We start from the raw sequence: 20,165 nt of genomic DNA, 5'->3' as shown, positions 1-20,165 counted from the left end.
ATGAGCAACTATGTTGAGATTTTTGAGGTTGGGCCGCGCGACGGATTACAAAACGAAAAGCGTCAGATCCCGACGGCTGAGAAAATCGCGCTGGTCGACTGCCTGAGCACGGCCGGATTCAAACGCATTGAATGCGCTAGTTTTGTCAGCCCGAAATGGGTGCCGCAAATGGGCGACAGCGCCGATGTTTTGGCCGGGATTGCGCGCAAGACCGGGGTTTCCTGTGCCGCGTTGACGCCGAATATGCGCGGGCTTGATGGCGCGATTGCGGCCAAAGCTGATGAGGTGGCAATTTTTGGCTCCGCCTCCGAAGGGTTCAGCAAGGCCAATATCAACGCCACAATTGCCGAAAGCCTTGAACGCTTTGCGCCCGTCGCCAAAGCCGCGCAAGAGGCTGGCTTGCCAGTGCGCGGCTATGTGTCCTGCGTGGTAGAATGCCCCTATGACGGGGCGGTGGACCCGTCTCAGGTCGCCAAGGTCGTCGCGGCTTTGCGGGATATGGGCTGTTACGAGATTTCCTTGGGCGACACCATTGGACGGGGCAGCCCAGCCATGGTCGATACGATGCTGAAAGCCATTGTGCAGGAGATGCCCGCCGAAAAGCTTGCTGGTCATTTCCATGATACGGGCGGTTTGGCATTGGACAATATCGAAGTGGCTTTGTCGCATGGCCTTCGTGTCTTTGACGCGGCGGTTGGTGGGCTTGGCGGTTGCCCCTATGCGCCGGGCGCGGCGGGCAATGTGGCGACCGAGGCTGTGCATGATCGCTTGATTGCCCTGGGATATCAGACGGGCCTTGACCGAGATGTGTTGGAACAGGCCGCCGATATGGCGCGCGCCATGCGGTTGGCATGAGCGGGGAAAAGGGACAGAGCGATGTTTGAGACGTTGGTTATCGAAACGGATACGCGCGGGGTCGCCACGCTGACCCTGAACCGGGCTGAGAAACATAATGCGCTTTCGGCGCAGATGATTGCAGACCTGACTGAGGCGGCACAGGTCTTGGGTCAGGATGAGAACGTGCGCGTTGTCATCCTGACCGGGGCAGGGCGCAGCTTTTGCGCGGGTGGGGATCTGCGCTGGATGCAGGACCAGATGGCCGCCGATGCCGCGACCCGCTTTGTCGAGGCCAAAAAGCTGGCCATGATGCTCAAGGCCTTGAATGAGATGCCAAAACCCTTGATCGGACGGATTCAGGGGCAGGCCTTTGGTGGTGGAGTTGGCATGGCCTCGGTCTGTGATGTGGCGATTGGCGTTGATAGCGCGAAGTTTGGGCTAACCGAGACGCGCCTTGGCCTGATTCCAGCCACCATCGGACCTTATGTTCTGGCGCGGTTGGGTGAGGCGATGGCGCGCCGTGTCTTTATGTCGGCGCGGATCTTTGACGCGGATGAGGCGGTGACACTTGGGCTGTTGGCAAAATCAGTGGCTGCAGACGCGTTGGACAGCGCCGTTGAGGCCGAGGTTGCCCCCTATCTGAGTTGCGCGCCGGGCGCCGTGGCCGAGGCCAAGCGCTTTACCCGCTGGTTGGGCATGCCGATCACCGAGGAGGTGATTGATCAGACCATCCAAGGCCTTGTGGAGCGTTGGGAAAGCGCAGAATCGCAAGAGGGAATCGCTGCGTTTTTCGACAAGCGCAAACCGAGCTGGTCCTGACCCAAGGGGGCGCTGCCCCCCTTGCTCGTGAACGAGCAATTCCCCCCGGGATATTTTCAGCCCAGAGAAGAGTGGGTCAGAGGGCATGTATTGAGCGGCATCTTCGAATGTTTCTGCCTGCGGTTCTTGCAGGGGATTTGAGCTGGTCGACCAAGTGTTTTGGGTGTTGCTACGGTTGACAGGGCCTACGACATAACGTTTTGAATTGGGTCATTCCAAAGAAGGTTTGAGGGGACGTTATGACTGTTCAAATCGCGCATTTGTTTGCGCTCGGCTGCGTCGCTATTGTTTTCTTTCAGATCGCTTTGATTGTTGGGCTGCCATTGGGGGAATACACCCAAGGAGGGCAGCACAAAGGGGCTTTGCCGCCTTCGGGGCGGGTGATCGCGGCGATTTCGATTCCCATTTTGTTGTTTTGTGGTCTGTCGATCCTGTCCGCTGCCGGGTTTCCCGGCTTGGACTGGCCGCGCTGGACCGGATGGGTTGGCCTTGGCGTTATGATCATCAGCGCGATTTTGAATTGGATCACCCCATCCGCCACGGAGCGGGCGGTTTGGGGGCCGATTATGCTGGTTATGGCAGGTTTTGCCGCCCATGTGATGATCGCCACCCTCGGGCAGAGTTGAACGCAACAGGTTTTCCCGCGACCCATGCGCGCGGCTTTGTTGGGGGCTCGTGCAAAACTTGGCGCTCAGCCGCTTGAAAACCATGGAAAATTCGCCGAGTATCAAACCTGTTTACGGTTGATTTCCTTCTCTTGAATATCTACCGGCTGTGTTGACCCTGCCTGCCCATAGGGCTAAGGCATGCCTGAACCTATCTGCGCGCCCCGGCGCGCCTCAGAAGGAGCCACCTCGTGGAAGAGATGCTGCGGGAATACCTTCCCATCCTCGTCTTCGTGGCCATTGCAACTGCGATTGGTCTCGTTTTCCTCTTGGCCGCCATCCTGATTGCCGTGCGCAATCCGGACCCTGAAAAGGTCTCGGCCTATGAATGCGGGTTCAACGCATTCGATGATGCCCGGATGAAATTCGACGTGCGTTTCTACCTCGTCGCCATCCTGTTCATCATTTTTGACCTCGAAATCGCTTTCCTCTTCCCCTGGGCCGTTGCGTTCAAGGATGTGAGCATGGTGGGTTTCTGGTCGATGATGGTTTTCCTGGCAGTGCTGACAATCGGCTTTGCCTATGAATGGAAGAAAGGGGCGCTCGAATGGGAGTGATGACGGGTGCAAACACCGCTGGGAGTGACAAAGAGGTCGTGACCCAGGCCATCAATCGCGAGCTGCAGGATAAGGGTTTCCTGCTCACCTCTACCGAAGACATCATCAACTGGGCGCGCACCGGGTCTTTGCACTGGATGACCTTTGGTCTGGCCTGCTGCGCGGTTGAGATGATGCACACCTCGATGCCACGCTATGATGCGGAACGGTTCGGGATTGCGCCGCGCGCCTCCCCACGTCAGTCCGACCTTATGATCGTTGCGGGCACCCTGACCAACAAAATGGCCCCGGCTTTGCGCAAGGTTTATGACCAGATGCCAGAGCCGCGCTATGTGATTTCCATGGGCTCCTGTGCCAATGGCGGTGGCTATTACCACTACAGCTATTCGGTTGTGCGTGGCTGTGACCGCATCGTGCCGGTTGATGTCTATGTACCGGGCTGCCCTCCGACCGCTGAGGCGCTGCTTTATGGTCTGATGGCGCTGCAACGCAAAATCCGCCGCACCGGGACACTCGTGCGTTAAGCGCGAAAGGGAGATGCCAGCATGAGTGAAGCATTGAACGAACTTGGCACCATCATCGCCACCAAACGCCCCGATTGCGTGCTGGGCTGGGATGTTGCCTATGACGAGCTGAACATTGATGTCGCACCAGCGAATATCAAAGGCTTTGTCGAGTTTCTGAAAACCGATCCGAACTGCAAATTCTCGACCCTGGTGGATCTCTCCGGCGTCGACTACCCCGAGCGGGCCAAGCGGTTTGACGTGGTCTATCATTTCCTGTCGATGTATCAGAACCAGCGCATTCGCCTGCGGGTTTCGGTACGCGAAGACGAAATGGTGCCCTCGATTGTTGATATCCACCCCTCGGCCAATTGGTTCGAGCGTGAGACATTTGACATGTATGGGATCCTGTTCTCGGGCCACCCGGATCTGCGCCGTTTGCTGACGGATTATGGTTTCCGCGGCCACCCGCTGCGCAAGGATTTCCCGACCACCGGTTACACCGAAGTGCGCTATGACGAAGAGTTGAAGCGCGTGGTTTACGAACCCGTGTCGCTGGTTCAGGAATACCGCCAGTTTGATTTCATGTCCCCATGGGAAGGCGCGCAATATGTGCTGCCCGGGGATGAGAAACAGGAAGAGGCTGCGAAGTGACGCATGTTCTGGGAAGACTTTCTCATAGAACTGTTGGCGATTGCTTTGACGCTTCCGCCTTTTGTCGTTTTACTGCCGAAATTCGGGCTTTCCCGTTGGTGGGCTCTCGTGGTTGCGACTGGACTTGGAATGATAGTGCTATTGTGGGTCATGGCCTACAAAGCATTGCCCCGTAAGGAGGAATCTTAATAATGGATGGTTCCAAAGGTTTCGATGACGCCCTGACAGGCGAACAGAAAATCCGCAATTTCAACATCAACTTCGGGCCTCAGCACCCGGCGGCGCACGGCGTGTTGCGCATGGTGCTGGAACTGGACGGTGAGATTGTCGAACGTGCAGACCCGCATATCGGGCTGCTGCATCGCGGCACGGAAAAGCTCATGGAGAGCCGGACTTACCTGCAAAACCTGCCTTATCTCGACCGGCTCGATTACGTCGCCCCGATGAACCAGGAACATGCCTGGTGTCTGGCGATTGAAAAGCTGACCGGAGTTGAGGTGCCACGCCGTGGCTCTTTGATCCGGGTACTGTTCTCGGAAATTGGCCGCGTGCTGAACCATTTGCTCAACGTCACCACCCAGGCGATGGATGTGGGCGCGCTGACCCCGCCGCTTTGGGGCTTTGAAGAGCGTGAAAAGCTCATGATCTTTTACGAGCGCGCTTGTGGTGCCCGCCTGCACGCCAACTATTTCCGCCCCGGTGGTGTCCATCAGGACCTGCCCGAGGCGCTGCTGGATGATATCATCGAATGGGCCGAGCATTTCCCGAATGTTCTGGACGATATCGACGGGCTGCTGACCGAAAACCGGATCTTTAAGCAGCGTAACTGCGATATCGGTGTAATCTCCGAGGAAGAGATCCTTGACTGGGGCTATTCCGGTGTCATGGTCCGTGGCTCGGGCCTCGCCTGGGATTTGCGCCGTGCGCAACCCTATGAATGCTATGACGAATTCGACTTCCAGATCCCGGTTGGCAAGAATGGCGATTGCTATGATCGCTATCTCGTCCGCATGGAAGAAATGCGTCAATCGACCAGCATCATCCTGCAAGCCATCGAGAAACTGCGCGCCCCAGAGGGGCAGGGTGATGTTCTGGCCCGTGGCAAGCTGACCCCGCCGAAACGCTCGGAGATGAAGACCTCGATGGAGGGGCTGATCCACCACTTCAAGCTTTACACCGAAGGGTTCAAAGTCCCCGAGGGTGAGGTTTATGCCGCGGTCGAAGCGCCCAAAGGCGAATTTGGCGTTTACATGGTGGCGGATGGCTCTAACAAGCCCTACCGCGCCAAGCTGCGCGCGCCGGGTTTCCTGCATCTGCAAAGCATGGATCACGTCGCCAAAGGACACCAACTGGCCGATGTCGCCGCGATCATCGGCACCATGGACATCGTGTTCGGAGAAATCGACCGATGATCCGACACTCTGCGCTGATTGCTGTTTTCTGCTCTGCGGGCGTCTGTGTTCAAGCCGCCCCGGCGAGCGAGGATGCATTTGTCGCAGAGCTGGAAAAGCTTCCGAACACGGCCTTTACCGCATCGATCGAAGCGGCGTTCAAAGAGAGCGGTTGCGTCTATGATTTCAGCGCGGGCGAAGATCCTTTGATCAAGTCCGTCGCGACTCATCTGGCGGCAACACTTGGCTACACAGGCGCAATCAGCCAAAAATCCATCGATGTGGTGGATGATCTCGGCGAGGATGCCATCGACGCCATGATGGAGAATGGCTATGTGATCGTGGACCGGGCGGCCAGAACGGCTCGGTTGAAGGATTGTAAGTGACGGGGCGGGCGCGCTCCCTATGGTATGACCTGCCCAGAAAGGCTTGAAGATGACAAAACTGTTTATTGCAATGGCTGCCGCGGCCGCGCTTCCCACCGCTTGTGTGATGAAGCCCAAGGACATTACCGACGAAGATCTGGTTTCGTTTGATGCGGCTGTTGCCTCGATCGGCTGTGATCTGGTCAATGAGCGCCATTACCTGCCGGTCGAGCTGCAAACTGGCCTGACACGTGAGAAAATCCAGGAAGTGGCCGGTTTCCGCATCCAACGTGAAGAGGCGGTTGCCTTGGAAGGTGGCGGGATGCGTCTGTTGACCGGGGCTTGCACGCCAAAAGAAGACGCCTGATAGGGCTTAAAAACATGCCTGGCCACGCACGGCCGGGACCTAGATAACAGTGACCGGGCGGGCGTGCCTTTCCGGTTAGCCAACCGAAAGAGCGAAGATATGCTGCGTCGTTTGCACTCTGAGCAACCTGAAAGCTTTGAATTCGCGCCGGCCAACCTGGCCTGGGCGCAAAATCAGATCAGCAAATACCCAGAGGGTCGTCAGGCCAGCGCGATCATCCCGCTGCTGTGGCGCGCGCAGGAGCAAGAGGGCTGGCTGACCCGCCCGGCAATTGAATATGTCGCCGATATGCTGGGCATGGCCTATATTCGCGCTTTGGAAGTGGCGTCGTTCTACTTTATGTTTCAGCTGCAACCGGTTGGTTCTGTTGCGCATATTCAGATTTGCGGCACCACATCCTGCATGATTTGCGGGGCCGAAGACCTGATCAAGGTTTGCCGCGAAAAGATCGCGGACAAGCCGCATGCGCTTTCTGCAGATGGTAAGTTTTCTTGGGAAGAGGTCGAATGCCTCGGCGCCTGCACCAACGCGCCTATGGCTCAGATCGGCAAGGATTACTATGAGGATCTGACCGAAGAGAAACTGGCTCAGATGCTGGATGACATGGCGGCGGGCAAGGTGCCTCAGGTTGGTCCGCAGAACGGGCGTTTTGCCTCTGAGCCTAAGTCGGGCATTTCCTCTTTGACCGATTTCGTCAACGGCGCGATCAAGCTCAATGCCTCGGCGCAATTGGCGGATGAGATTGGCGATACGATCAAACGCATCGACGGCACCGAAGTGCCGCTGGTTCAGGGCTGGGAAGATCAGTCAAATGGCGGGGCGGCCAAGGCCACGGGCGTTGCAGCCAATGATGACAAAACCCCGGCGGCCAAGCCCGCCGCAGCGGCCCAAACGCCGGTTGAAACCCCTGCAAAACCTGAAAAAGCCGAAGATACGACCAATGTCTCAGACGAGATCGAAGTGTCGGATGAGGACAAGCCAGCGGCGTTGGAAGCGGCCCGAAACAACCAGCCGGATGATCTGAAAAAGATCAAAGGCGTGGGCCCGAAACTTGAAAAGCTTTTGAATTCTATGGGTTTCTTCCATTTTGACCAGGTTGCGGCCTGGACGGATAAGGAACTGGCCTGGGTTGACCAGAATCTGGAAGGGTTCAAAGGTCGCGCCACACGGGACGAATGGGTTGCACAAGCCAAAACTCTTGCTTCTGGGGAAGAATCCTAATTTGCTACCCCTGAAATAAGGGGACGGGCGTTGTAGATTACAGCGACCCGATAAGCGAATAGGGAGTTTTGGGAATGAACAACGCAAGTGACGGGCAGGGCTGCCGCATAAAATGCTGGACAGTTGCCGGGGCAATTGGCCTCTTTGTTGCTCTGATGGCCATTGCGGTGGCGGGCAAAGGGATCATTGCAGGGATCTTTCTTGGCCTCCTGGCCGCGATCCTGTTGGGGCTTCTTTTCATTTGGTTGTTCTGTGCAGATGTGCCTGCAATCGGCGCGAGCGGATCCAAGGATGATGGCGCTGCAAGCGCGAGGGCGGGCGGTGCTGGAACCTCATCGGCTCCGGTCGCGGCTGGAGCTGCTGCGGGTGTTGCAGCTGGTGCGGCGGCAAGTGCGGCGAAACCTTCTGGCGCTGAAGCAAAAGCGGCGGAGAGTGACGCCGCCGCTGTAGATACAACGGCCGAGGACGCTGTTGCTTCCACAGATGCTGCGGCCGAAGACGGTGCCGCCGATGCGGATGCGGTCGTCAAACCTTCCACTGTTCTAGAGGGCGAGGCTGAGCTGGCCGAGCGCAAAGGCAGTTGGAAATATGAACGTGACGCCGCTGATGCCGACGGTTCTGGTACTGCAGATGCGGGCGGGAATGACAGCGCCGGGGATGCAGGTGTTGCGGATGCTGGCGGTGATGACGCCGCTGCCGATGCGCCTTCTGCAGAGGCTGGTCAGGCCGCAGCAGATGCTGCCACGGCTGGCGGTACAGATGATGCCGAGGCCAGTGATACAGCCAGCGCCGAGCCAGTGATCAAACCATCTACCGCCCTGGCAGGTGAGGCCGAATTGGCGGAGCGCAAGGGCACTTGGAAATACGAAGCCCCGGCAGCCGAGGCGGATACGCAATCTGCCGCTTCTGACAGCAAAGATGCCTCTGATTCCAGCAGCGACTCCGCTGCAGCGGATGCACCCACTGAAGAAGCAGCAGCAGAGGCCGTCGTAGCCGCCGCTCCGGTCTCCGAAGATGCACCAAAGGCGGCTGCTTCTGACGATCTGGGCGAAGATTATGATCGCGACGGTGTCAAGGAAGGCACGGAGGAGGGATCACGCCCATCCCTGCTCGAAGCTCCGCGCGAGGGCGGCCCGGATAATCTGAAAGAAATCAAAGGCATCGGACCCAAACTGGAAAAGGTCTGCCACAGCCTTGGTATCTATCACTTTGACCAGATCGCCGCCTGGAGCGAGGACGAAGTAGCTTGGGCCAATGCCAACCTGGTTGGTTTCAAGGGCCGTGTTTCGCGCGATAATTGGGTGGAGCAGGCCAAAATCTTGGCAGCGGGCGGGGAAACCGAATTCTCCAAACGCGTCGACAAGGGCGGGGTCTACTAGGCCCTGCGACACCAGTTGGTCTTGCATGCTGCAGCGCAGTATGCGAGGCCTGACGTGGCAACGTTGGGGAGGAACGGGGCTGAAACCGCGCGGGCTGTTCCGCGCACTGCCGATTTCGGTGCCTATTTTGGAGCGATGACGTGACCAAGACGACCCCACTTTTTCCCCTAACCCCTGATTTTACGCCGGTTGTTCGCATGATGGCGATGCAAACACGCCTTGCGACACAGTCGAGCGAGGCGATGATGCGCCTGGCCTATTTGCCGTGGAAAAGCTTTAGCGCAAGCTGTGGTTCTTTGAACCTGGCCGCTGGCGAAGAGACCAAAGTCGACAAGAAAGTGGTCGCCAAGGCGAAAGCGCCTAAGTCCGCCGCGAAAGTGGTGCCTGTGACCAAAGCCAAGGTCGAGCCCCCCAAAGCAGCTCCCGCTGCGGCCAAGGTGAAACCGGTTGAGGTCAAAAAGACAGCGGTGAAAAAGACGGAGGCCAAGGCGGCTCCGGTCGCCAAAAAGGCCGAAGCGAAACCGGCCCCGGTTGAAAAGAAACCTGCTGCTCCGAAAGCCGTTGAGAAGAAAGCAGTCGCGGCTCCTGCGGCCAAACCGGCTGCGAAAACCGCCGAGAAACCTGCTGCACCCGTCAAAGAGGCGGCCAAACCGGCCCCTGCGGCCAAGGTTGCGGCCAAAGCGCCTGCTGCTCCGGCAAAACCTGCCACAAAGCCCGCTTCGAAGCCTGAGGCGGCTGCCAAGGCTGAGGTCAAGGTCAGCGCTCCGGTAAAAGCCCCGCAGAAAGCGGCTGCACCCAAGCCCGTCGAGAAAAAGCCGGAGGCCAAAAAAGCCGAGCCCGTCAAGGCAGCCCCGGCAGCCAAAGCCGCGCCTAAGGCACCAGAGGCTGCAAAGCCAGCCAGCAAGCCAGCACAGGTCAAGCCTGAGCTGCTCAAGGCGGCGCGCGGCGGTAAAGCGGATGACCTAACCAAATTGCAAGGAGTTGGCCCGAAATTGGCCGTGGCCTTGCAGGAGGCAGGGATTTATCATTACGACCAAGTCGCGGCATGGTCAGCGGACCAGACCGCTTGGGTTGACGAAAATATCGCTGGTGTGCGGGGCCGGGCGTCTCGTGATGGTTGGGTGAAACAAGCCCAATCGCTGGCGAAAAAATAAGGTCTGAGGTTTGGTGATGCGCAATGAACAGGATCAGGCACGGCAGGGACGGGTGATTTCGCTTGTCATTGCCGGTGTCGCTTTGGCTTGGATTGCGCTCACGGCCCTTGGATCTGCGCTGGAATGGAGCCAGCGCACACGACTGTTGTTTGACCTGCTCGCGCTGGTCGGGTTTGCAATGGCCGTCTGGATGATTTACGGGCTCTGGCGGGACCGCCAGAAAAACAAGGACTAGGTAGGCATGCTAGCTGATCAGGATCGGATCTTTACCAACCTCTACGGAATGCACGACCGCACTCTGGCCGGTGCCAAGAAGCGCGGCCATTGGGATGGCACGGCGGGGATCATTCAAAAGGGGCGTGACTGGATCATCGACCAGATGAAGGCCTCGGGCCTGCGTGGTCGCGGTGGCGCGGGTTTTCCGACCGGGTTGAAGTGGTCCTTTATGCCCAAGGAAAGCGATGGCCGCCCGTCCTATTTGGTTGTGAATGCCGACGAATCAGAGCCGGGCACCTGTAAAGACCGCGAAATCATGCGCCACGATCCGCACACGCTGATCGAGGGCTGCTTGATCGCCTCTTTCGCCATGCAGGCCAACACCTGCTATATCTACATTCGCGGCGAATATATCCGCGAGCGTGAGGCGCTGCAGGCCGCGATTGACGAGGCTTATGATGCCGGGTTGCTGGGGCGCAATGCGGCTGGTTCGGGCTGGGATTTCGATCTGTTCCTGCATCATGGGGCCGGGGCCTATATCTGCGGCGAGGAAACTGCGCTGCTCGAAAGCCTTGAGGGCAAAAAGGGCATGCCGCGCATGAAGCCGCCATTCCCGGCGGGCGCGGGCCTTTATGGCTGCCCGACCACTGTGAACAATGTCGAATCGATTGCCGTTGTGCCGACCATCTTGCGTCGCGGCCCGGAATGGTTCGCGGGCTTTGGCCGTCAGAACAATGCCGGCACCAAGCTGTTTGCGGTCTCGGGCCATGTCAACAACCCCTGTGTCGTCGAAGAGGCGATGTCGATCTCCTTCGAAGAGCTGATCGAAAAGCATTGCGGCGGCATTCGCGGCGGCTGGGACAATCTACTGGCAGTGATTCCGGGTGGGTCCTCTGTTCCCTGCGTGCGCGGTGAGAACATGAAAGACGCCATTATGGATTTCGACTATCTGCGCGGTGAACTGGGTTCGGGCCTTGGCACGGCGGCGGTGATCGTCATGGACAAGCAGACCGATATCATCAAGGCAATCTGGCGGCTGTCGAAATTCTACAAGCATGAAAGCTGTGGCCAATGCACCCCATGCCGCGAAGGCACCGGTTGGATGATGCGCGTTATGGATCGTCTGGTGCGCGGCGAGGCTGAAATCGAAGAGATCGACATGCTATGGGACGTGACCAAGCAGGTCGAAGGCCACACCATTTGCGCCCTTGGCGACGCGGCAGCCTGGCCGATCCAGGGCCTGATCCGCAATTTCCGCGACGAGATCGAAGATCGCATCAAGGCGCAGAAATCCGGCAAGATGAGTGCGATTGCGGCTGAGTGATCAGACGATCATAAGCTAGAATTGGGGCCTTCGGGCCCTTTTTTGTTGGAGAAAGACAAGTGTTCCATCCCCGCTTCCGCGCGCCGCTTCATCCCAATCTCTGTCCCAAATGTGGGCGCAAGCCTTATCCCGCGGGCTGGGAATGCAAGTGTGGATATACCGGGGCTGGGCCGAAACGAGTGCCACCGCAATTCAAAGGCTTTTCTTGGATCGTCAAGACGATTTGGGGTTTGATCGCCTTTCTGGCTATTCTTTGGGGCCTGCGGGTTCTCTGGCAACAGCTCGTGACTTGACCTGTTCGGCGGCACGGGCGAAACTGAAACAAATGACTAATTCTTTGTTTGAATGAATTTTGTCACAGTGTTTTCAAGCCCTGCCCGGCCAAGCTGCGGGTCAGGCAAGCGGGGAAAAGCCCCGAACAGGAGGTCAAAATGGGACGTATTGCGGTTTTGCTGATGGTGGCAGTGGCGGTCACTGGGTGTTCTAAACTTGGGTTCGCGCGCGCCTCTGACCCGGTGTTTGACGGCGAACGGTTTCGCGGCGGGGTAAAGGCCGCGCGTAGCGATCGCCAGCATTTTGTCGCCACGGTGCGCAATGTCTCCAAATCCAAAGCTGGTGCCATCGAGGCCGCCGAGCATGAGGGCATTCGCCATTGCATCGAGTATTTTGGCACCTCTGATATCGATTGGGAGGTTGGGCCTGAAACCAACCCCGATGCCCTGGTTGTTGAAAACGATACGCTGACATTCATGGGGTCTTGCCGCGACGAAGGTTAGGGCAGGGGATCGAAACGCGGTGGAAAACTGCCGATTCTCAAGGGATTAGGCGGGTGATATTGAATATCAGACGCGAAACCCCCCAAGTGTTTGGCAATGAGTAACCATGGAGGGCCATCTATGCGCCTGATTCCCGTAATCCTGATTTCCTTGTCGCTGACGCAGACAGCCTGGGCAAAAACACCGCTTAGCCAAGTGGCGGTTATTGACGATGCCTTGATGGAAATCGCCATTGCCGATGAAATTCGCAAAAGCTGTGACGGTATCCGGGCCCGCATGCTACGTGCGCTGTCACGTCTGGATGATTTGCAGGACAAGGCCAAGGCCATGGGCTATAGCAAGGACGAGATCGACGATTACGTGACCTCGAAATCCGAGAAACGCCGCATGCGCGCCAAGGCTGCTGCCTATCTGGAAAGCAAGGGTGTTGAGTCGGGCAATACCGACCAATTATGCGCCTTTGGCAAAGCCGAGATCAAACGAAAGAGTGGAATCGGCACACTGTTGCGCTGATCCCAGCATCTTAATGAAAAACCCGCTTTCGTTAACCATTCTTAAGAAAGCGGGTTTTTTTGTGAACACATTGGCGCGGCCCCCCTTTTCATTTCTGGAAAAACAAGGGGGCCGCGTCGATTTTTCCCGCAATTCCGTGCTCTAACGACTGGTACCGCGCGGCGACACACGCTAGAACGCGAACGACCGCGGTGTGCTACTAAGGTGCACTGTGCCAGCCAAGAACGTGGAAAGGCCGGGCATGTCCGATTTGCGCAAGATCATCATTGATGACCATGAAGTAGAAGTAGATGGGGCGTTGACGCTCATCCAGGCCTGTGAAGAGGCCGGGATCGAGGTGCCGCGATTCTGCTATCACGAACGTCTCTCCATCGCAGGCAACTGCCGGATGTGTCTGGTTGAGGTTGTCGGCGGCCCGCCCAAGCCTGCGGCCTCTTGTGCGATGCAGGTACGCGATTTGCGTCCTGGACCCGAAGGCCAGCCACCTGTGGTGAAAACCAATTCGCCCATGGTGAAAAAGGCGCGTGAAGGCGTGATGGAATTCATGCTGATCAACCACCCGCTAGATTGTCCGATCTGTGACCAGGGCGGCGAATGTGACTTGCAGGATCAGGCCATGGCCTATGGTCTGTCCGGATCGCGGTTCAACGAATCCAAACGCGCCGTGGATGATCTTGATCTTGGCCCGCTGGTTGAAACCCATATGACCCGCTGCATCAGCTGCACGCGCTGTGTCCGTTTCACCACCGAAGTGGCCGGTGTCAGCCAGATGGGCCAGACCGGGCGCGGCGAAGATGCCGAAATCACCTCTTATCTGAACCAGACGCTCGATTCGAACCTGCAGGGCAATATCATTGACCTCTGCCCGGTTGGCGCGCTGGTGTCGAAACCCTACGCCTTTACCGCCCGCCCTTGGGAACTGACCAAGACCGAAACCATCGATGTGATGGATGCGCTTGGCTCGAACATTCGCGTCGACACCAAGGGGCGCGAAGTCAAACGCATCATGCCGCGCAACCATGACGGTGTGAACGAAGAATGGCTGAGCGATAAATCGCGCTTTGTCTGGGACGGGCTGCGGCGACAGCGGCTGGACAGGCCTTATATCCGGGAAGACGGAAAACTCCGTCCCGCCACCTGGCCCGAAGCTCTGGGCAAGGCAGCAAGTGCGATCAAAGGTGCGACCAAGCTTGGCGCTCTGGTCGGTGACCTGGCTTCCACTGAGGCGGCATTCAGCCTGAAACAACTGGTTGAGGCCCAAGAGGGTGTCATCGAATGCCGCACCGACGGCGCGCGTCTGCCCATTGGCAATCGGTCTGCCTATGTCGGCACTGCCAAGATCGAAGATATCGACAGCGCCAAAGCAATCATGCTGATCGGCACCAACCCACGCGACGAAGCCCCCGTTCTGAACGCCCGCCTGCGCAAGGCCTGGGCAGCCGGGGCAACAATCGGCCTTGTTGGCGAAGCGGTTGACCTGACATACGACTACACCCATCTCGGCACCGACCGCGCGGCGTTGGAAAAGCTGCTTGCGGGTGGTCATGAGGGTGCGCTTGGCAAAGAGACGCTTGTGATCATCGGTCAGGGGGCGATTTCCGAAGCCGATGGTGAAGCCGTTCTGGCTGCTGCTCAGAAATTTGCCGAAGCCACCGAAAGCAAGCTGCTTGTCCTGCACACTGCCGCGGGTCGCGTGGGTGCCATGGATGTGGGCGCAGTCAACGAAGGCGGCCGCAACGCGGTGTCTGAATGTGACGTGATCTACAATCTCGGCTCGGACGAGGTGGAAATCGGCGAAGGCCCGTTTGTGATCTATCAGGGCTCGCATGGGGATCGTGGTGCCAACCGCGCTGATGTGATCCTGCCGGGGGCCGCCTATACCGAAGAAAACGGGTTGTTTGTCAACACCGAAGGCCGTCCTCAACTGGCCATGCGCGCCGGGTTTGCACCGGGCGAGGCCAAGGAAAACTGGGCGATCTTGCGGGCGCTGAGCGCCGAGCTGGACGCGACCCAACCTTGGGACAGCCTGGCCGATCTGCGTCAGGCCATGGTTGCGGCAGTACCGCATCTGGCCAATATCGACGAGGTTCCGGAAAACGACTGGGTTGCGCTTGAGGCGGGCAAGCTGGGCAGTGCCACCTTCCGCAACGCCTTCCGCTATTTCTACCTGACCAACCCGATTGCACGGGCTTCTTCGCTGATGGGCGAACTTGCCCGCGCCGCGAAAGAGCGCGCCGACGCGCCGATGGCTGCCGAATAAGCGTGCGTCGCTTCGCCCTCATATCTCTGCTTGGCCTGGCCAGCGGTCTCAGCGCCTGCACGGAGCAATCCGCGCAGGCCGACGCGCCATTTGCACCGGAGTATAAGGGTGTTGAAACCCGCCTGTTGGATGGGGATCTGGTGAATTTTCACGTGGCAATGCGCGGGGCGCGCTTTGCCGCGGATGTGGACGATTACGCCGAATGCGCGGCAGCACAATATGCGCTGATCCGTGGCTATGGCTTTGCGCGTCATTTGCGCACGACAATAAACGAAGAGGGTGGCCTCTGGCAGGGAGATGCGGTTTACACCATCTCGCCGGCGCTGCCCCGTGGGTTGAAAACGATTGACGCCGAAGTCGTCGTTTCCGCCTGCGCTGAGAACGGAATACCGATGGTGTGAGGACCCGATGGCTGACTTCTTTTCCAACACCTACCTAGGCATCGGCCTGGTTGTTGTGGCCCAGATTCTGGCGGTTCTTGTGCCGCTGCTGGTGGCCCTGGCCTTTCTGATGTGGGGCGACCGCAAAATCTGGGCGGCTGTCCAGATGCGCAAGGGCCCCAATGTGGTGGGTTTCTTTGGCCTTGCCCAGAGTTTCGCGGATTTCCTGAAATACCTGGTCAAAGAGGTTGTGGTTCCCGCCGGTGCCGACCGCTTTGTTTATTTCCTGGCTCCGATGATCTCACTCATCATGGCGTTCATCGCCTGGGCGGTGATCCCGTTCAATGATGGTTGGGTGATCTCCGATATCAACGTCGCGATCCTTTACGTCTTTGCGATTTCCTCGCTCGAGGTTTACGGCGTGATCATGGGCGGCTGGGCGTCGAACTCGAAATACCCGTTCCTTGGCTCGCTGCGCTCGGCGGCGCAGATGGTGTCATATGAGGTGTCCATCGGCTTGATCATCATTGGTGTGGTCATTTCTTCAGGCTCGCTGAATTTTGGTGAAATCGTTGCCGCCCAAGAGGGCATGGGCATGCTGAGCTGGTACTGGATCCCGCATTTCCCAATGCTGATCCTGTTCTTTGTCTCGGCTCTGGCGGAAACCAACCGCCCACCGTTTGACTTGCCCGAGGCGGAATCGGAACTGGTGGCCGGGTATCAGGTTGAATACAGCTCGACCCCGTTCCTGCTGTTCATGATCGGCGAATTGACAGCCGTTGTGCTGATGTGCGCGCTGATCTCGCTGATGTTCTTTGGTGGCTGGTTGTCCCCGATCGAAGCGCTGCCAGACGGATTGTTCTGGATGGTCATCAAGATGATCATTGTCTTCTTCTTCTTCTCGATGGTGAAGGCAATCACCCCGCGCTACCGCTACGACCAGTTGATGCGCCTGGGGTGGAAAGTCTTCCTGCCAATGTCGCTGGTATGGGTCGTGTTCGTGGCCTTTGCGGCCAAGTTTGGCTGGTTCTGGGGCCTTTATGCCCGCTGGACCGTGGGGGGCTGATTGGTGCTGATCTGGAAACACACTGTTTCAATGGTTAATCAGGGGCGACTTGTCACCTCTGATCAGCCGGGACGTGTTAGTTTCCACGGCGAGTTGCGCGCGTTGCGCAATCCTATGCCAATGGGAGGTACTTATGAGTGATTTGAAACAAGCCCTGCTGGACGCGAAATATATCGACATGGTCTCGCTTGCGGATTTTGTCGTGCGCGATTGCGGTTTGCCGGATGCGGATGAAGACGGGAACCTGCTGCCCCAGGCGAATGAGATCGCCGCAGCCTTGTTCCGCTGGGCCGCCGGGGCCGAGGCCATGGATGCGCCGGTTGTCGGCGAAGAAACAGATGAAGGTGCGGGCGAGGCTGAGGAAGCCGATGACCCGAGCTTTGAAGAATATGATGAAAACGGCGATCCGCAGGTCTCTGTGGAAGAAGCCGAACAGCGAGAGGCCGAGATACAGGCCCAAGCCGAGGAGACCAGTTGATGGCAAACATCGATTATGGCCGCGCTGCCAAGTATTTCTTGTTGGCGGATTTCGTGAAGGGGTTCCAGCTGGGGTTCAAATACTTTTTTGCGCCCAAAGCGACCGTGAACTACCCGCATGAAAAGGGCCCGTTGAGCCCGCGTTTCCGCGGTGAGCACGCCCTTCGCCGGTATCCCAACGGCGAAGAGCGCTGCATCGCCTGCAAGCTCTGCGAAGCGATCTGCCCGGCCCAGGCCATCACAATCGATGCCGAACCACGCGAAGACGGCTCGCGCCGCACCACGCGCTATGACATCGACATGACCAAATGCATCTATTGCGGTTTCTGCCAAGAGGCCTGCCCAGTGGATGCGATTGTCGAAGGGCCGAACTTCGAATTCGCCACCGAATCCCGCGAAGAACTGTTCTATGACAAGGCAAAACTGCTTGAGAACGGCGATCGCTGGGAGGCGGAAATTGCCCGCAACCTCGAACTGGACGCCCCGTACCGTTAAGTGATCTGAACAGGCCTGACTGATGCTCTTTCGTTCCACCCTTATTGCCCTTGTGACCGTGGCGCTGCATGCGCCGTCGGTCAATTCGGCTGTGGCGGCGAACGGGGCCAGCGAGGAAAAGGGCAGCGCCGCCTGGTTGGCCATGCGCGCGCAGATCTTTTCTCAGGTCTGCATGGGCAGCGCGCCGTCTTTTGCAGATGTGGATGCCAAGGCGGCTAAGGCCGGTCTGAGCGAAACCGACAATGGTTGGCACATGGCCCCGGAAATTCTGGTCGATGTGTTGGACCATGACGGGTTTTGCAGCTGTTTCATGACCATGCAGGCCCCCGATAGCGATGCAATGATCGGCACCATCCATGATCGGTTGATGCAAGATCATGGTGCTGCTTTCAGCGGCCCCAATACCGGGCTTTCTGCCGTCGCGCCGTTTCAGTTTGGTGACCAAGAGGTGGTGTCGATCCTCGAACCACGCGTTTTCAATGATGAGAACTGGCTCGCCGCGCGCGTGTCTGTCTTTGGCCCCTGTCAAACAGGGGTTATTCAAGGGGAGGGTAGTGAATGACCAGTAAAACCCCGTTTGAATTGATGATGGAACAAGCCCAGGAGATGACCAAGGCCTTTAACCCGGCCATGTCTTCCTTTGATCCCAGCGGTTTTGAAAAGCTTTGGCCAACCATGGGCAAAGACGCGATGGAGATGTTCTTTGGCAAGGGCATGTCCAAGAACGGGCTCGATGCCAAAACGCGTCTTTTGCTGACCCTGGCGGGCCTGACCATGCAAGGTGCCCAGGCCGAAGCGCCGATCCGCTTGACCGTGCGCCACGCTTTGGAAGCGGGCGCCACCGAAGAAGAAATTGCCGAAACCATCGCACAAATGTCGATGTTCGCAGGAATTCCCGCCATGACACGGGCCATGGAACTGGCCAAATCCGTCATGGCTGAAAATAAGGATGATGAAACATGATCGCCTTTGCTTTTTATCTGTTTGCTCTTGGTGCCATTGCGGGCGGGCTGTTCACCGTGATCAGCCGCAACCCGGTGCATTCGGTGCTTTGGCTGATCCTGGCCTTTATCTCTTCGGCGGGGCTGTTCGTGCTGATGGGCGCTGAATTTGTCGCGATGCTGCTGATCATCGTTTATGTGGGCGCGGTCGCGGTGCTGTTCCTGTTTGTGGTGATGATGCTGGACATCGATTTTGCCGAGCTTAAGGCCGAGATGGCGAAATACCTGCCTTTGGCGCTGCTCATTGGTTTGATGATCCTGATGCAGCTGGCCATGGCCTTTGGTGCCTGGGATTTCGCCGAGGTCGCCAAATCGCAACTCGCCGCGCCAACTCCAAACGCGGATGAGATCCACAATACCCAAGCACTTGGCCTGATCCTCTATGATCAATACTTCCTGGCCTTCCAACTGGCTGGCCTGATCCTGCTGGTCGCGATGATCGGCGCGATTGTTCTGACCCTGCGCCACCGCAAGGACGTCAAACGCCAAGACATCCTGGCCCAGATCTACCGCGATCCGGCCGCCGCGATGGAGCTCAAGGATGTGAAACCGGGGCAGGGCCTTTGATCAACAAGTCGATCATAACGGTTGTTGCAACCCTGATTCCGATGGCGGCACTGTCTTGTCCGCCCTTGACTTGGGGGCAAAGGTTGCATGATCCAGCGGTTCGGACGAACCCGGATTGCAGTTTTCGAGAAGCTGGCAATTTGAATGCTCGGCTTTTGACCGGCGGTAAAATTGTTGATCTAGGAGACGGGCTTGTCGCTCAGGCATGGGCTGACAGCGCTGGTTGCGCGATAAAGGAAAGCCTTTTTATGGCCGATTGCAACTCATCGGAGACTGTCGAGATTAAGGGTGTTCCAGATCCGGATGCGCCTGTGGAGGTCTTGGGGGGCGAACTGGTGACTGAGGTCCAAAACCTCTATGCACCGGTTGGCGCACTGAGCTTGAATAGAATTACCTCATTGTCAGAGGCAATCGAGGTTTCAAAATCGGCCGGTTACCAATATTCGACAAACGCTGCCGAAGAGATGAATGCCATGGCCAAGAGAAACCGTGTCGATCTCATGTGTGGTTGCAAGCTGCACTACCCGGATAGCCGCGGGGCGGCGTCATGACCGAACTTTGGGACATCATCCTGTCGCCCTATGGGCTGGCGCTTTATGTGGGGTTCTGGGTTTTGAAACTGATGTTTGGTGGCTGGGTGATTGGCAAGATGATTGCGTTTTTGCCGGTGAAGGCCCGGCGTAAGACGCAAGTGACATTGGCCCGGCTGGGCCTGCGCGGACGCAACCGCGCTGCTTGAAAACAGGCCCTGAAAGCGGGGCCAAATGGTACGAAGCGACGGGCCTCTTTGGCCCGCTACGGAATTGGACGAGGCGGCAAATGCTGCAAAAAGGACGAGGGATATGATCGGATTGGAACATTACCTGACGGTGGCAGCGGTGCTGTTCGTCATCGGGATTTTCGGGCTCTTCCTAAACCGTAAGAACGTCATCATCCTGTTGATGTCGATCGAACTTATGTTGCTTGCGGTGAATATCAACCTCGTGGCCTTTTCGACCCATCTGGGCGATCTGGTCGGGCAGGTGTTCACGCTCTTTGTTCTCACCGTTGCGGCGGCTGAGGCGGCGATTGGCCTGGCGATCCTGGTCTGCTTCTTCCGCAACCGCGGCACCATTGCCGTGGAAGACGTTAACGTGATGAAAGGCTGAACCGGATGTCGAGCGAAAACTACATCATGA

General features: G+C 57.8%; 27 protein-coding genes. All 27 read left to right on the top strand.

The window, feature by feature from the left end:
- The 27 genes from CLV87_RS13120 to nuoK all read left to right on the top strand — a co-directional run bounded on the left by CLV87_RS13120 (position 1) and on the right by nuoK (position 20,135).
- Positions 1-855, top strand: a complete 855-nt coding sequence (locus CLV87_RS13120; RefSeq protein WP_099245983.1) for a hydroxymethylglutaryl-CoA lyase — start codon at positions 1-3, stop codon at positions 853-855.
- A 21-nt stretch (positions 856-876) separates the two neighbouring features.
- The gene (locus CLV87_RS13115; protein ID WP_099245981.1) at positions 877-1,656 is read left to right on the top strand and encodes a crotonase/enoyl-CoA hydratase family protein; all 780 of its coding nucleotides are present in this window, start codon (positions 877-879) and stop codon (positions 1,654-1,656) included.
- 239 nt (positions 1,657-1,895) lie between these two features.
- Positions 1,896-2,282 carry a hypothetical protein gene (locus tag CLV87_RS13110; RefSeq protein WP_099245979.1) on the top strand — a complete coding sequence of 129 codons (387 nt, stop codon included), beginning with the start codon at positions 1,896-1,898 and terminating at the stop codon, positions 2,280-2,282.
- Positions 2,283-2,512: 230 nt separating this feature from the next.
- Entirely contained in the window at positions 2,513-2,878 is a 366-nt protein-coding gene (locus CLV87_RS13105; protein ID WP_099245977.1) for an NADH-quinone oxidoreductase subunit A, read from the top strand.
- On the top strand, positions 2,869-3,402 hold the full coding sequence (locus tag CLV87_RS13100) for a NuoB/complex I 20 kDa subunit family protein (RefSeq protein WP_099245975.1): 534 nt from the start codon (positions 2,869-2,871) through the stop codon (positions 3,400-3,402). The genes CLV87_RS13105 and CLV87_RS13100 overlap by 10 nt, the downstream gene beginning before the upstream one ends.
- A 21-nt stretch (positions 3,403-3,423) precedes the next feature.
- Positions 3,424-4,035, top strand: coding sequence for an NADH-quinone oxidoreductase subunit C (locus tag CLV87_RS13095; RefSeq protein WP_099245973.1), 612 nt, complete (start codon positions 3,424-3,426; stop codon positions 4,033-4,035).
- Between the two features lie 191 nt (positions 4,036-4,226).
- The gene (locus CLV87_RS13085; RefSeq protein ID WP_099245970.1) at positions 4,227-5,447 is read left to right on the top strand and encodes an NADH-quinone oxidoreductase subunit D; all 1,221 of its coding nucleotides are present in this window, start codon (positions 4,227-4,229) and stop codon (positions 5,445-5,447) included.
- On the top strand, positions 5,444-5,812 hold the full coding sequence (locus CLV87_RS13080) for a hypothetical protein (protein ID WP_099245968.1): 369 nt from the start codon (positions 5,444-5,446) through the stop codon (positions 5,810-5,812). The genes CLV87_RS13085 and CLV87_RS13080 overlap by 4 nt, the downstream gene beginning before the upstream one ends.
- A 49-nt stretch (positions 5,813-5,861) precedes the next feature.
- Positions 5,862-6,158 (top strand): hypothetical protein, encoded by a 297-nt coding sequence (locus CLV87_RS13075; RefSeq protein WP_099245966.1) that lies wholly within the window; start codon positions 5,862-5,864, stop codon positions 6,156-6,158.
- 99 nt (positions 6,159-6,257) lie between these two features.
- Positions 6,258-7,379: an NADH-quinone oxidoreductase subunit E gene (locus CLV87_RS13070; protein WP_099245964.1), complete on the top strand. Its 1,122-nt coding sequence runs from the start codon at positions 6,258-6,260 to the stop codon at positions 7,377-7,379.
- Positions 7,380-7,453: 74 nt separating this feature from the next.
- Positions 7,454-8,758: a hypothetical protein gene (locus tag CLV87_RS24150; protein ID WP_235871924.1), complete on the top strand. Its 1,305-nt coding sequence runs from the start codon at positions 7,454-7,456 to the stop codon at positions 8,756-8,758.
- 140 nt (positions 8,759-8,898) lie between these two features.
- Positions 8,899-9,912, top strand: a complete 1,014-nt coding sequence (locus tag CLV87_RS13060) for a hypothetical protein (protein ID WP_133840780.1) — start codon at positions 8,899-8,901, stop codon at positions 9,910-9,912.
- 16 nt (positions 9,913-9,928) lie between these two features.
- Complete coding sequence (locus tag CLV87_RS13055) at positions 9,929-10,147, top strand: DUF5337 domain-containing protein (RefSeq protein ID WP_099245962.1); 219 nt, start codon at positions 9,929-9,931, stop codon at positions 10,145-10,147.
- Between the two features lie 6 nt (positions 10,148-10,153).
- Positions 10,154-11,452 (top strand): NADH-quinone oxidoreductase subunit NuoF, encoded by a 1,299-nt coding sequence (gene nuoF, locus CLV87_RS13050; RefSeq protein ID WP_099245960.1) that lies wholly within the window; start codon positions 10,154-10,156, stop codon positions 11,450-11,452.
- A gap of 431 nt (positions 11,453-11,883) precedes the next feature.
- Complete coding sequence (locus tag CLV87_RS13045) at positions 11,884-12,228, top strand: hypothetical protein (RefSeq protein WP_099247748.1); 345 nt, start codon at positions 11,884-11,886, stop codon at positions 12,226-12,228.
- A gap of 120 nt (positions 12,229-12,348) precedes the next feature.
- On the top strand, positions 12,349-12,741 hold the full coding sequence (locus CLV87_RS13040) for a DUF5333 domain-containing protein (protein WP_099245958.1): 393 nt from the start codon (positions 12,349-12,351) through the stop codon (positions 12,739-12,741).
- 241 nt (positions 12,742-12,982) lie between these two features.
- Positions 12,983-15,001, top strand: coding sequence for an NADH-quinone oxidoreductase subunit NuoG (nuoG, locus tag CLV87_RS13035; RefSeq protein ID WP_099245956.1), 2,019 nt, complete (start codon positions 12,983-12,985; stop codon positions 14,999-15,001).
- A gap of 2 nt (positions 15,002-15,003) precedes the next feature.
- Positions 15,004-15,402: a hypothetical protein gene (locus tag CLV87_RS13030; RefSeq protein WP_099245954.1), complete on the top strand. Its 399-nt coding sequence runs from the start codon at positions 15,004-15,006 to the stop codon at positions 15,400-15,402.
- Between the two features lie 7 nt (positions 15,403-15,409).
- Positions 15,410-16,447: an NADH-quinone oxidoreductase subunit NuoH gene (gene nuoH / locus CLV87_RS13025; RefSeq protein WP_099245952.1), complete on the top strand. Its 1,038-nt coding sequence runs from the start codon at positions 15,410-15,412 to the stop codon at positions 16,445-16,447.
- Positions 16,448-16,580: 133 nt separating this feature from the next.
- A complete protein-coding gene (locus tag CLV87_RS13020) occupies positions 16,581-16,925 on the top strand; it encodes a hypothetical protein (RefSeq protein ID WP_099245950.1) in 345 nt (114 codons plus the stop codon).
- A complete protein-coding gene (nuoI, locus tag CLV87_RS13015) occupies positions 16,925-17,419 on the top strand; it encodes an NADH-quinone oxidoreductase subunit NuoI (protein ID WP_099245948.1) in 495 nt (164 codons plus the stop codon). The genes CLV87_RS13020 and nuoI overlap by 1 nt, the downstream gene beginning before the upstream one ends.
- A 22-nt stretch (positions 17,420-17,441) precedes the next feature.
- Entirely contained in the window at positions 17,442-17,981 is a 540-nt protein-coding gene (locus CLV87_RS13010; RefSeq protein WP_099245947.1) for a hypothetical protein, read from the top strand.
- Positions 17,978-18,382 carry a carboxymuconolactone decarboxylase family protein gene (locus CLV87_RS13005; RefSeq protein ID WP_099245945.1) on the top strand — a complete coding sequence of 135 codons (405 nt, stop codon included), beginning with the start codon at positions 17,978-17,980 and terminating at the stop codon, positions 18,380-18,382. Before CLV87_RS13010 ends, CLV87_RS13005 begins: the two co-directional genes overlap by 4 nt.
- Positions 18,379-18,987: an NADH-quinone oxidoreductase subunit J gene (locus tag CLV87_RS13000; RefSeq protein WP_099245943.1), complete on the top strand. Its 609-nt coding sequence runs from the start codon at positions 18,379-18,381 to the stop codon at positions 18,985-18,987. The genes CLV87_RS13005 and CLV87_RS13000 overlap by 4 nt, the downstream gene beginning before the upstream one ends.
- Before the next feature lie 248 nt (positions 18,988-19,235).
- Complete coding sequence (locus tag CLV87_RS12995) at positions 19,236-19,538, top strand: hypothetical protein (RefSeq protein ID WP_133840779.1); 303 nt, start codon at positions 19,236-19,238, stop codon at positions 19,536-19,538.
- Positions 19,535-19,726, top strand: coding sequence for a hypothetical protein (locus tag CLV87_RS12990; protein WP_099245939.1), 192 nt, complete (start codon positions 19,535-19,537; stop codon positions 19,724-19,726). Before CLV87_RS12995 ends, CLV87_RS12990 begins: the two co-directional genes overlap by 4 nt.
- A gap of 103 nt (positions 19,727-19,829) precedes the next feature.
- On the top strand, positions 19,830-20,135 hold the full coding sequence (gene nuoK / locus CLV87_RS12985; protein WP_023849383.1) for an NADH-quinone oxidoreductase subunit NuoK: 306 nt from the start codon (positions 19,830-19,832) through the stop codon (positions 20,133-20,135).
- Positions 20,136-20,165 lie beyond the last annotated feature (30 nt).

This window comes from Pelagimonas phthalicica, assembly GCF_004364805.1.
Taxonomy (GTDB): domain Bacteria; phylum Pseudomonadota; class Alphaproteobacteria; order Rhodobacterales; family Rhodobacteraceae; genus Pelagimonas; species Pelagimonas phthalicica.
The sequence above is the reverse complement of the archived record's forward strand: the minus strand, read 5'-3'. Positions and strand labels throughout refer to the sequence as shown.

Bases quoted from the DNA above. Each gene is read 5' to 3' on its own strand.
- CLV87_RS13010 (WP_099245947.1), top strand. From the start codon at position 17,442: ATGCTCTTTCGTTCCACCCTTATTGCCCTTGTGACCGTGGCGCTGCAT.
- CLV87_RS13080 (WP_099245968.1), top strand. From the start codon at position 5,444: ATGATCCGACACTCTGCGCTGATTGCTGTTTTCTGCTCTGCGGGCGTC.
- CLV87_RS13005 (WP_099245945.1), top strand. From the start codon at position 17,978: ATGACCAGTAAAACCCCGTTTGAATTGATGATGGAACAAGCCCAGGAG.
- CLV87_RS13110 (WP_099245979.1), top strand. From the start codon at position 1,896: ATGACTGTTCAAATCGCGCATTTGTTTGCGCTCGGCTGCGTCGCTATT.
- CLV87_RS13115 (WP_099245981.1), top strand. From the start codon at position 877: ATGTTTGAGACGTTGGTTATCGAAACGGATACGCGCGGGGTCGCCACG.
- CLV87_RS13120 (WP_099245983.1), top strand. From the start codon at position 1: ATGAGCAACTATGTTGAGATTTTTGAGGTTGGGCCGCGCGACGGATTA.
- CLV87_RS13045 (WP_099247748.1), top strand. From the start codon at position 11,884: ATGGGACGTATTGCGGTTTTGCTGATGGTGGCAGTGGCGGTCACTGGG.
- CLV87_RS24150 (WP_235871924.1), top strand. From the start codon at position 7,454: ATGAACAACGCAAGTGACGGGCAGGGCTGCCGCATAAAATGCTGGACA.
- CLV87_RS13100 (WP_099245975.1), top strand. From the start codon at position 2,869: ATGGGAGTGATGACGGGTGCAAACACCGCTGGGAGTGACAAAGAGGTC.
- CLV87_RS13095 (WP_099245973.1), top strand. From the start codon at position 3,424: ATGAGTGAAGCATTGAACGAACTTGGCACCATCATCGCCACCAAACGC.
- CLV87_RS12995 (WP_133840779.1), top strand. From the start codon at position 19,236: ATGGCCGATTGCAACTCATCGGAGACTGTCGAGATTAAGGGTGTTCCA.
- CLV87_RS13055 (WP_099245962.1), top strand. From the start codon at position 9,929: ATGCGCAATGAACAGGATCAGGCACGGCAGGGACGGGTGATTTCGCTT.
- CLV87_RS13020 (WP_099245950.1), top strand. From the start codon at position 16,581: ATGAGTGATTTGAAACAAGCCCTGCTGGACGCGAAATATATCGACATG.
- CLV87_RS13070 (WP_099245964.1), top strand. From the start codon at position 6,258: ATGCTGCGTCGTTTGCACTCTGAGCAACCTGAAAGCTTTGAATTCGCG.
- nuoF (WP_099245960.1), top strand. From the start codon at position 10,154: ATGCTAGCTGATCAGGATCGGATCTTTACCAACCTCTACGGAATGCAC.
- nuoK (WP_023849383.1), top strand. From the start codon at position 19,830: ATGATCGGATTGGAACATTACCTGACGGTGGCAGCGGTGCTGTTCGTC.
- CLV87_RS13075 (WP_099245966.1), top strand. From the start codon at position 5,862: ATGACAAAACTGTTTATTGCAATGGCTGCCGCGGCCGCGCTTCCCACC.
- CLV87_RS13085 (WP_099245970.1), top strand. From the start codon at position 4,227: ATGGATGGTTCCAAAGGTTTCGATGACGCCCTGACAGGCGAACAGAAA.
- CLV87_RS13000 (WP_099245943.1), top strand. From the start codon at position 18,379: ATGATCGCCTTTGCTTTTTATCTGTTTGCTCTTGGTGCCATTGCGGGC.
- nuoH (WP_099245952.1), top strand. From the start codon at position 15,410: ATGGCTGACTTCTTTTCCAACACCTACCTAGGCATCGGCCTGGTTGTT.
- nuoI (WP_099245948.1), top strand. From the start codon at position 16,925: ATGGCAAACATCGATTATGGCCGCGCTGCCAAGTATTTCTTGTTGGCG.
- CLV87_RS12990 (WP_099245939.1), top strand. From the start codon at position 19,535: ATGACCGAACTTTGGGACATCATCCTGTCGCCCTATGGGCTGGCGCTT.
- CLV87_RS13040 (WP_099245958.1), top strand. From the start codon at position 12,349: ATGCGCCTGATTCCCGTAATCCTGATTTCCTTGTCGCTGACGCAGACA.
- nuoG (WP_099245956.1), top strand. From the start codon at position 12,983: ATGTCCGATTTGCGCAAGATCATCATTGATGACCATGAAGTAGAAGTA.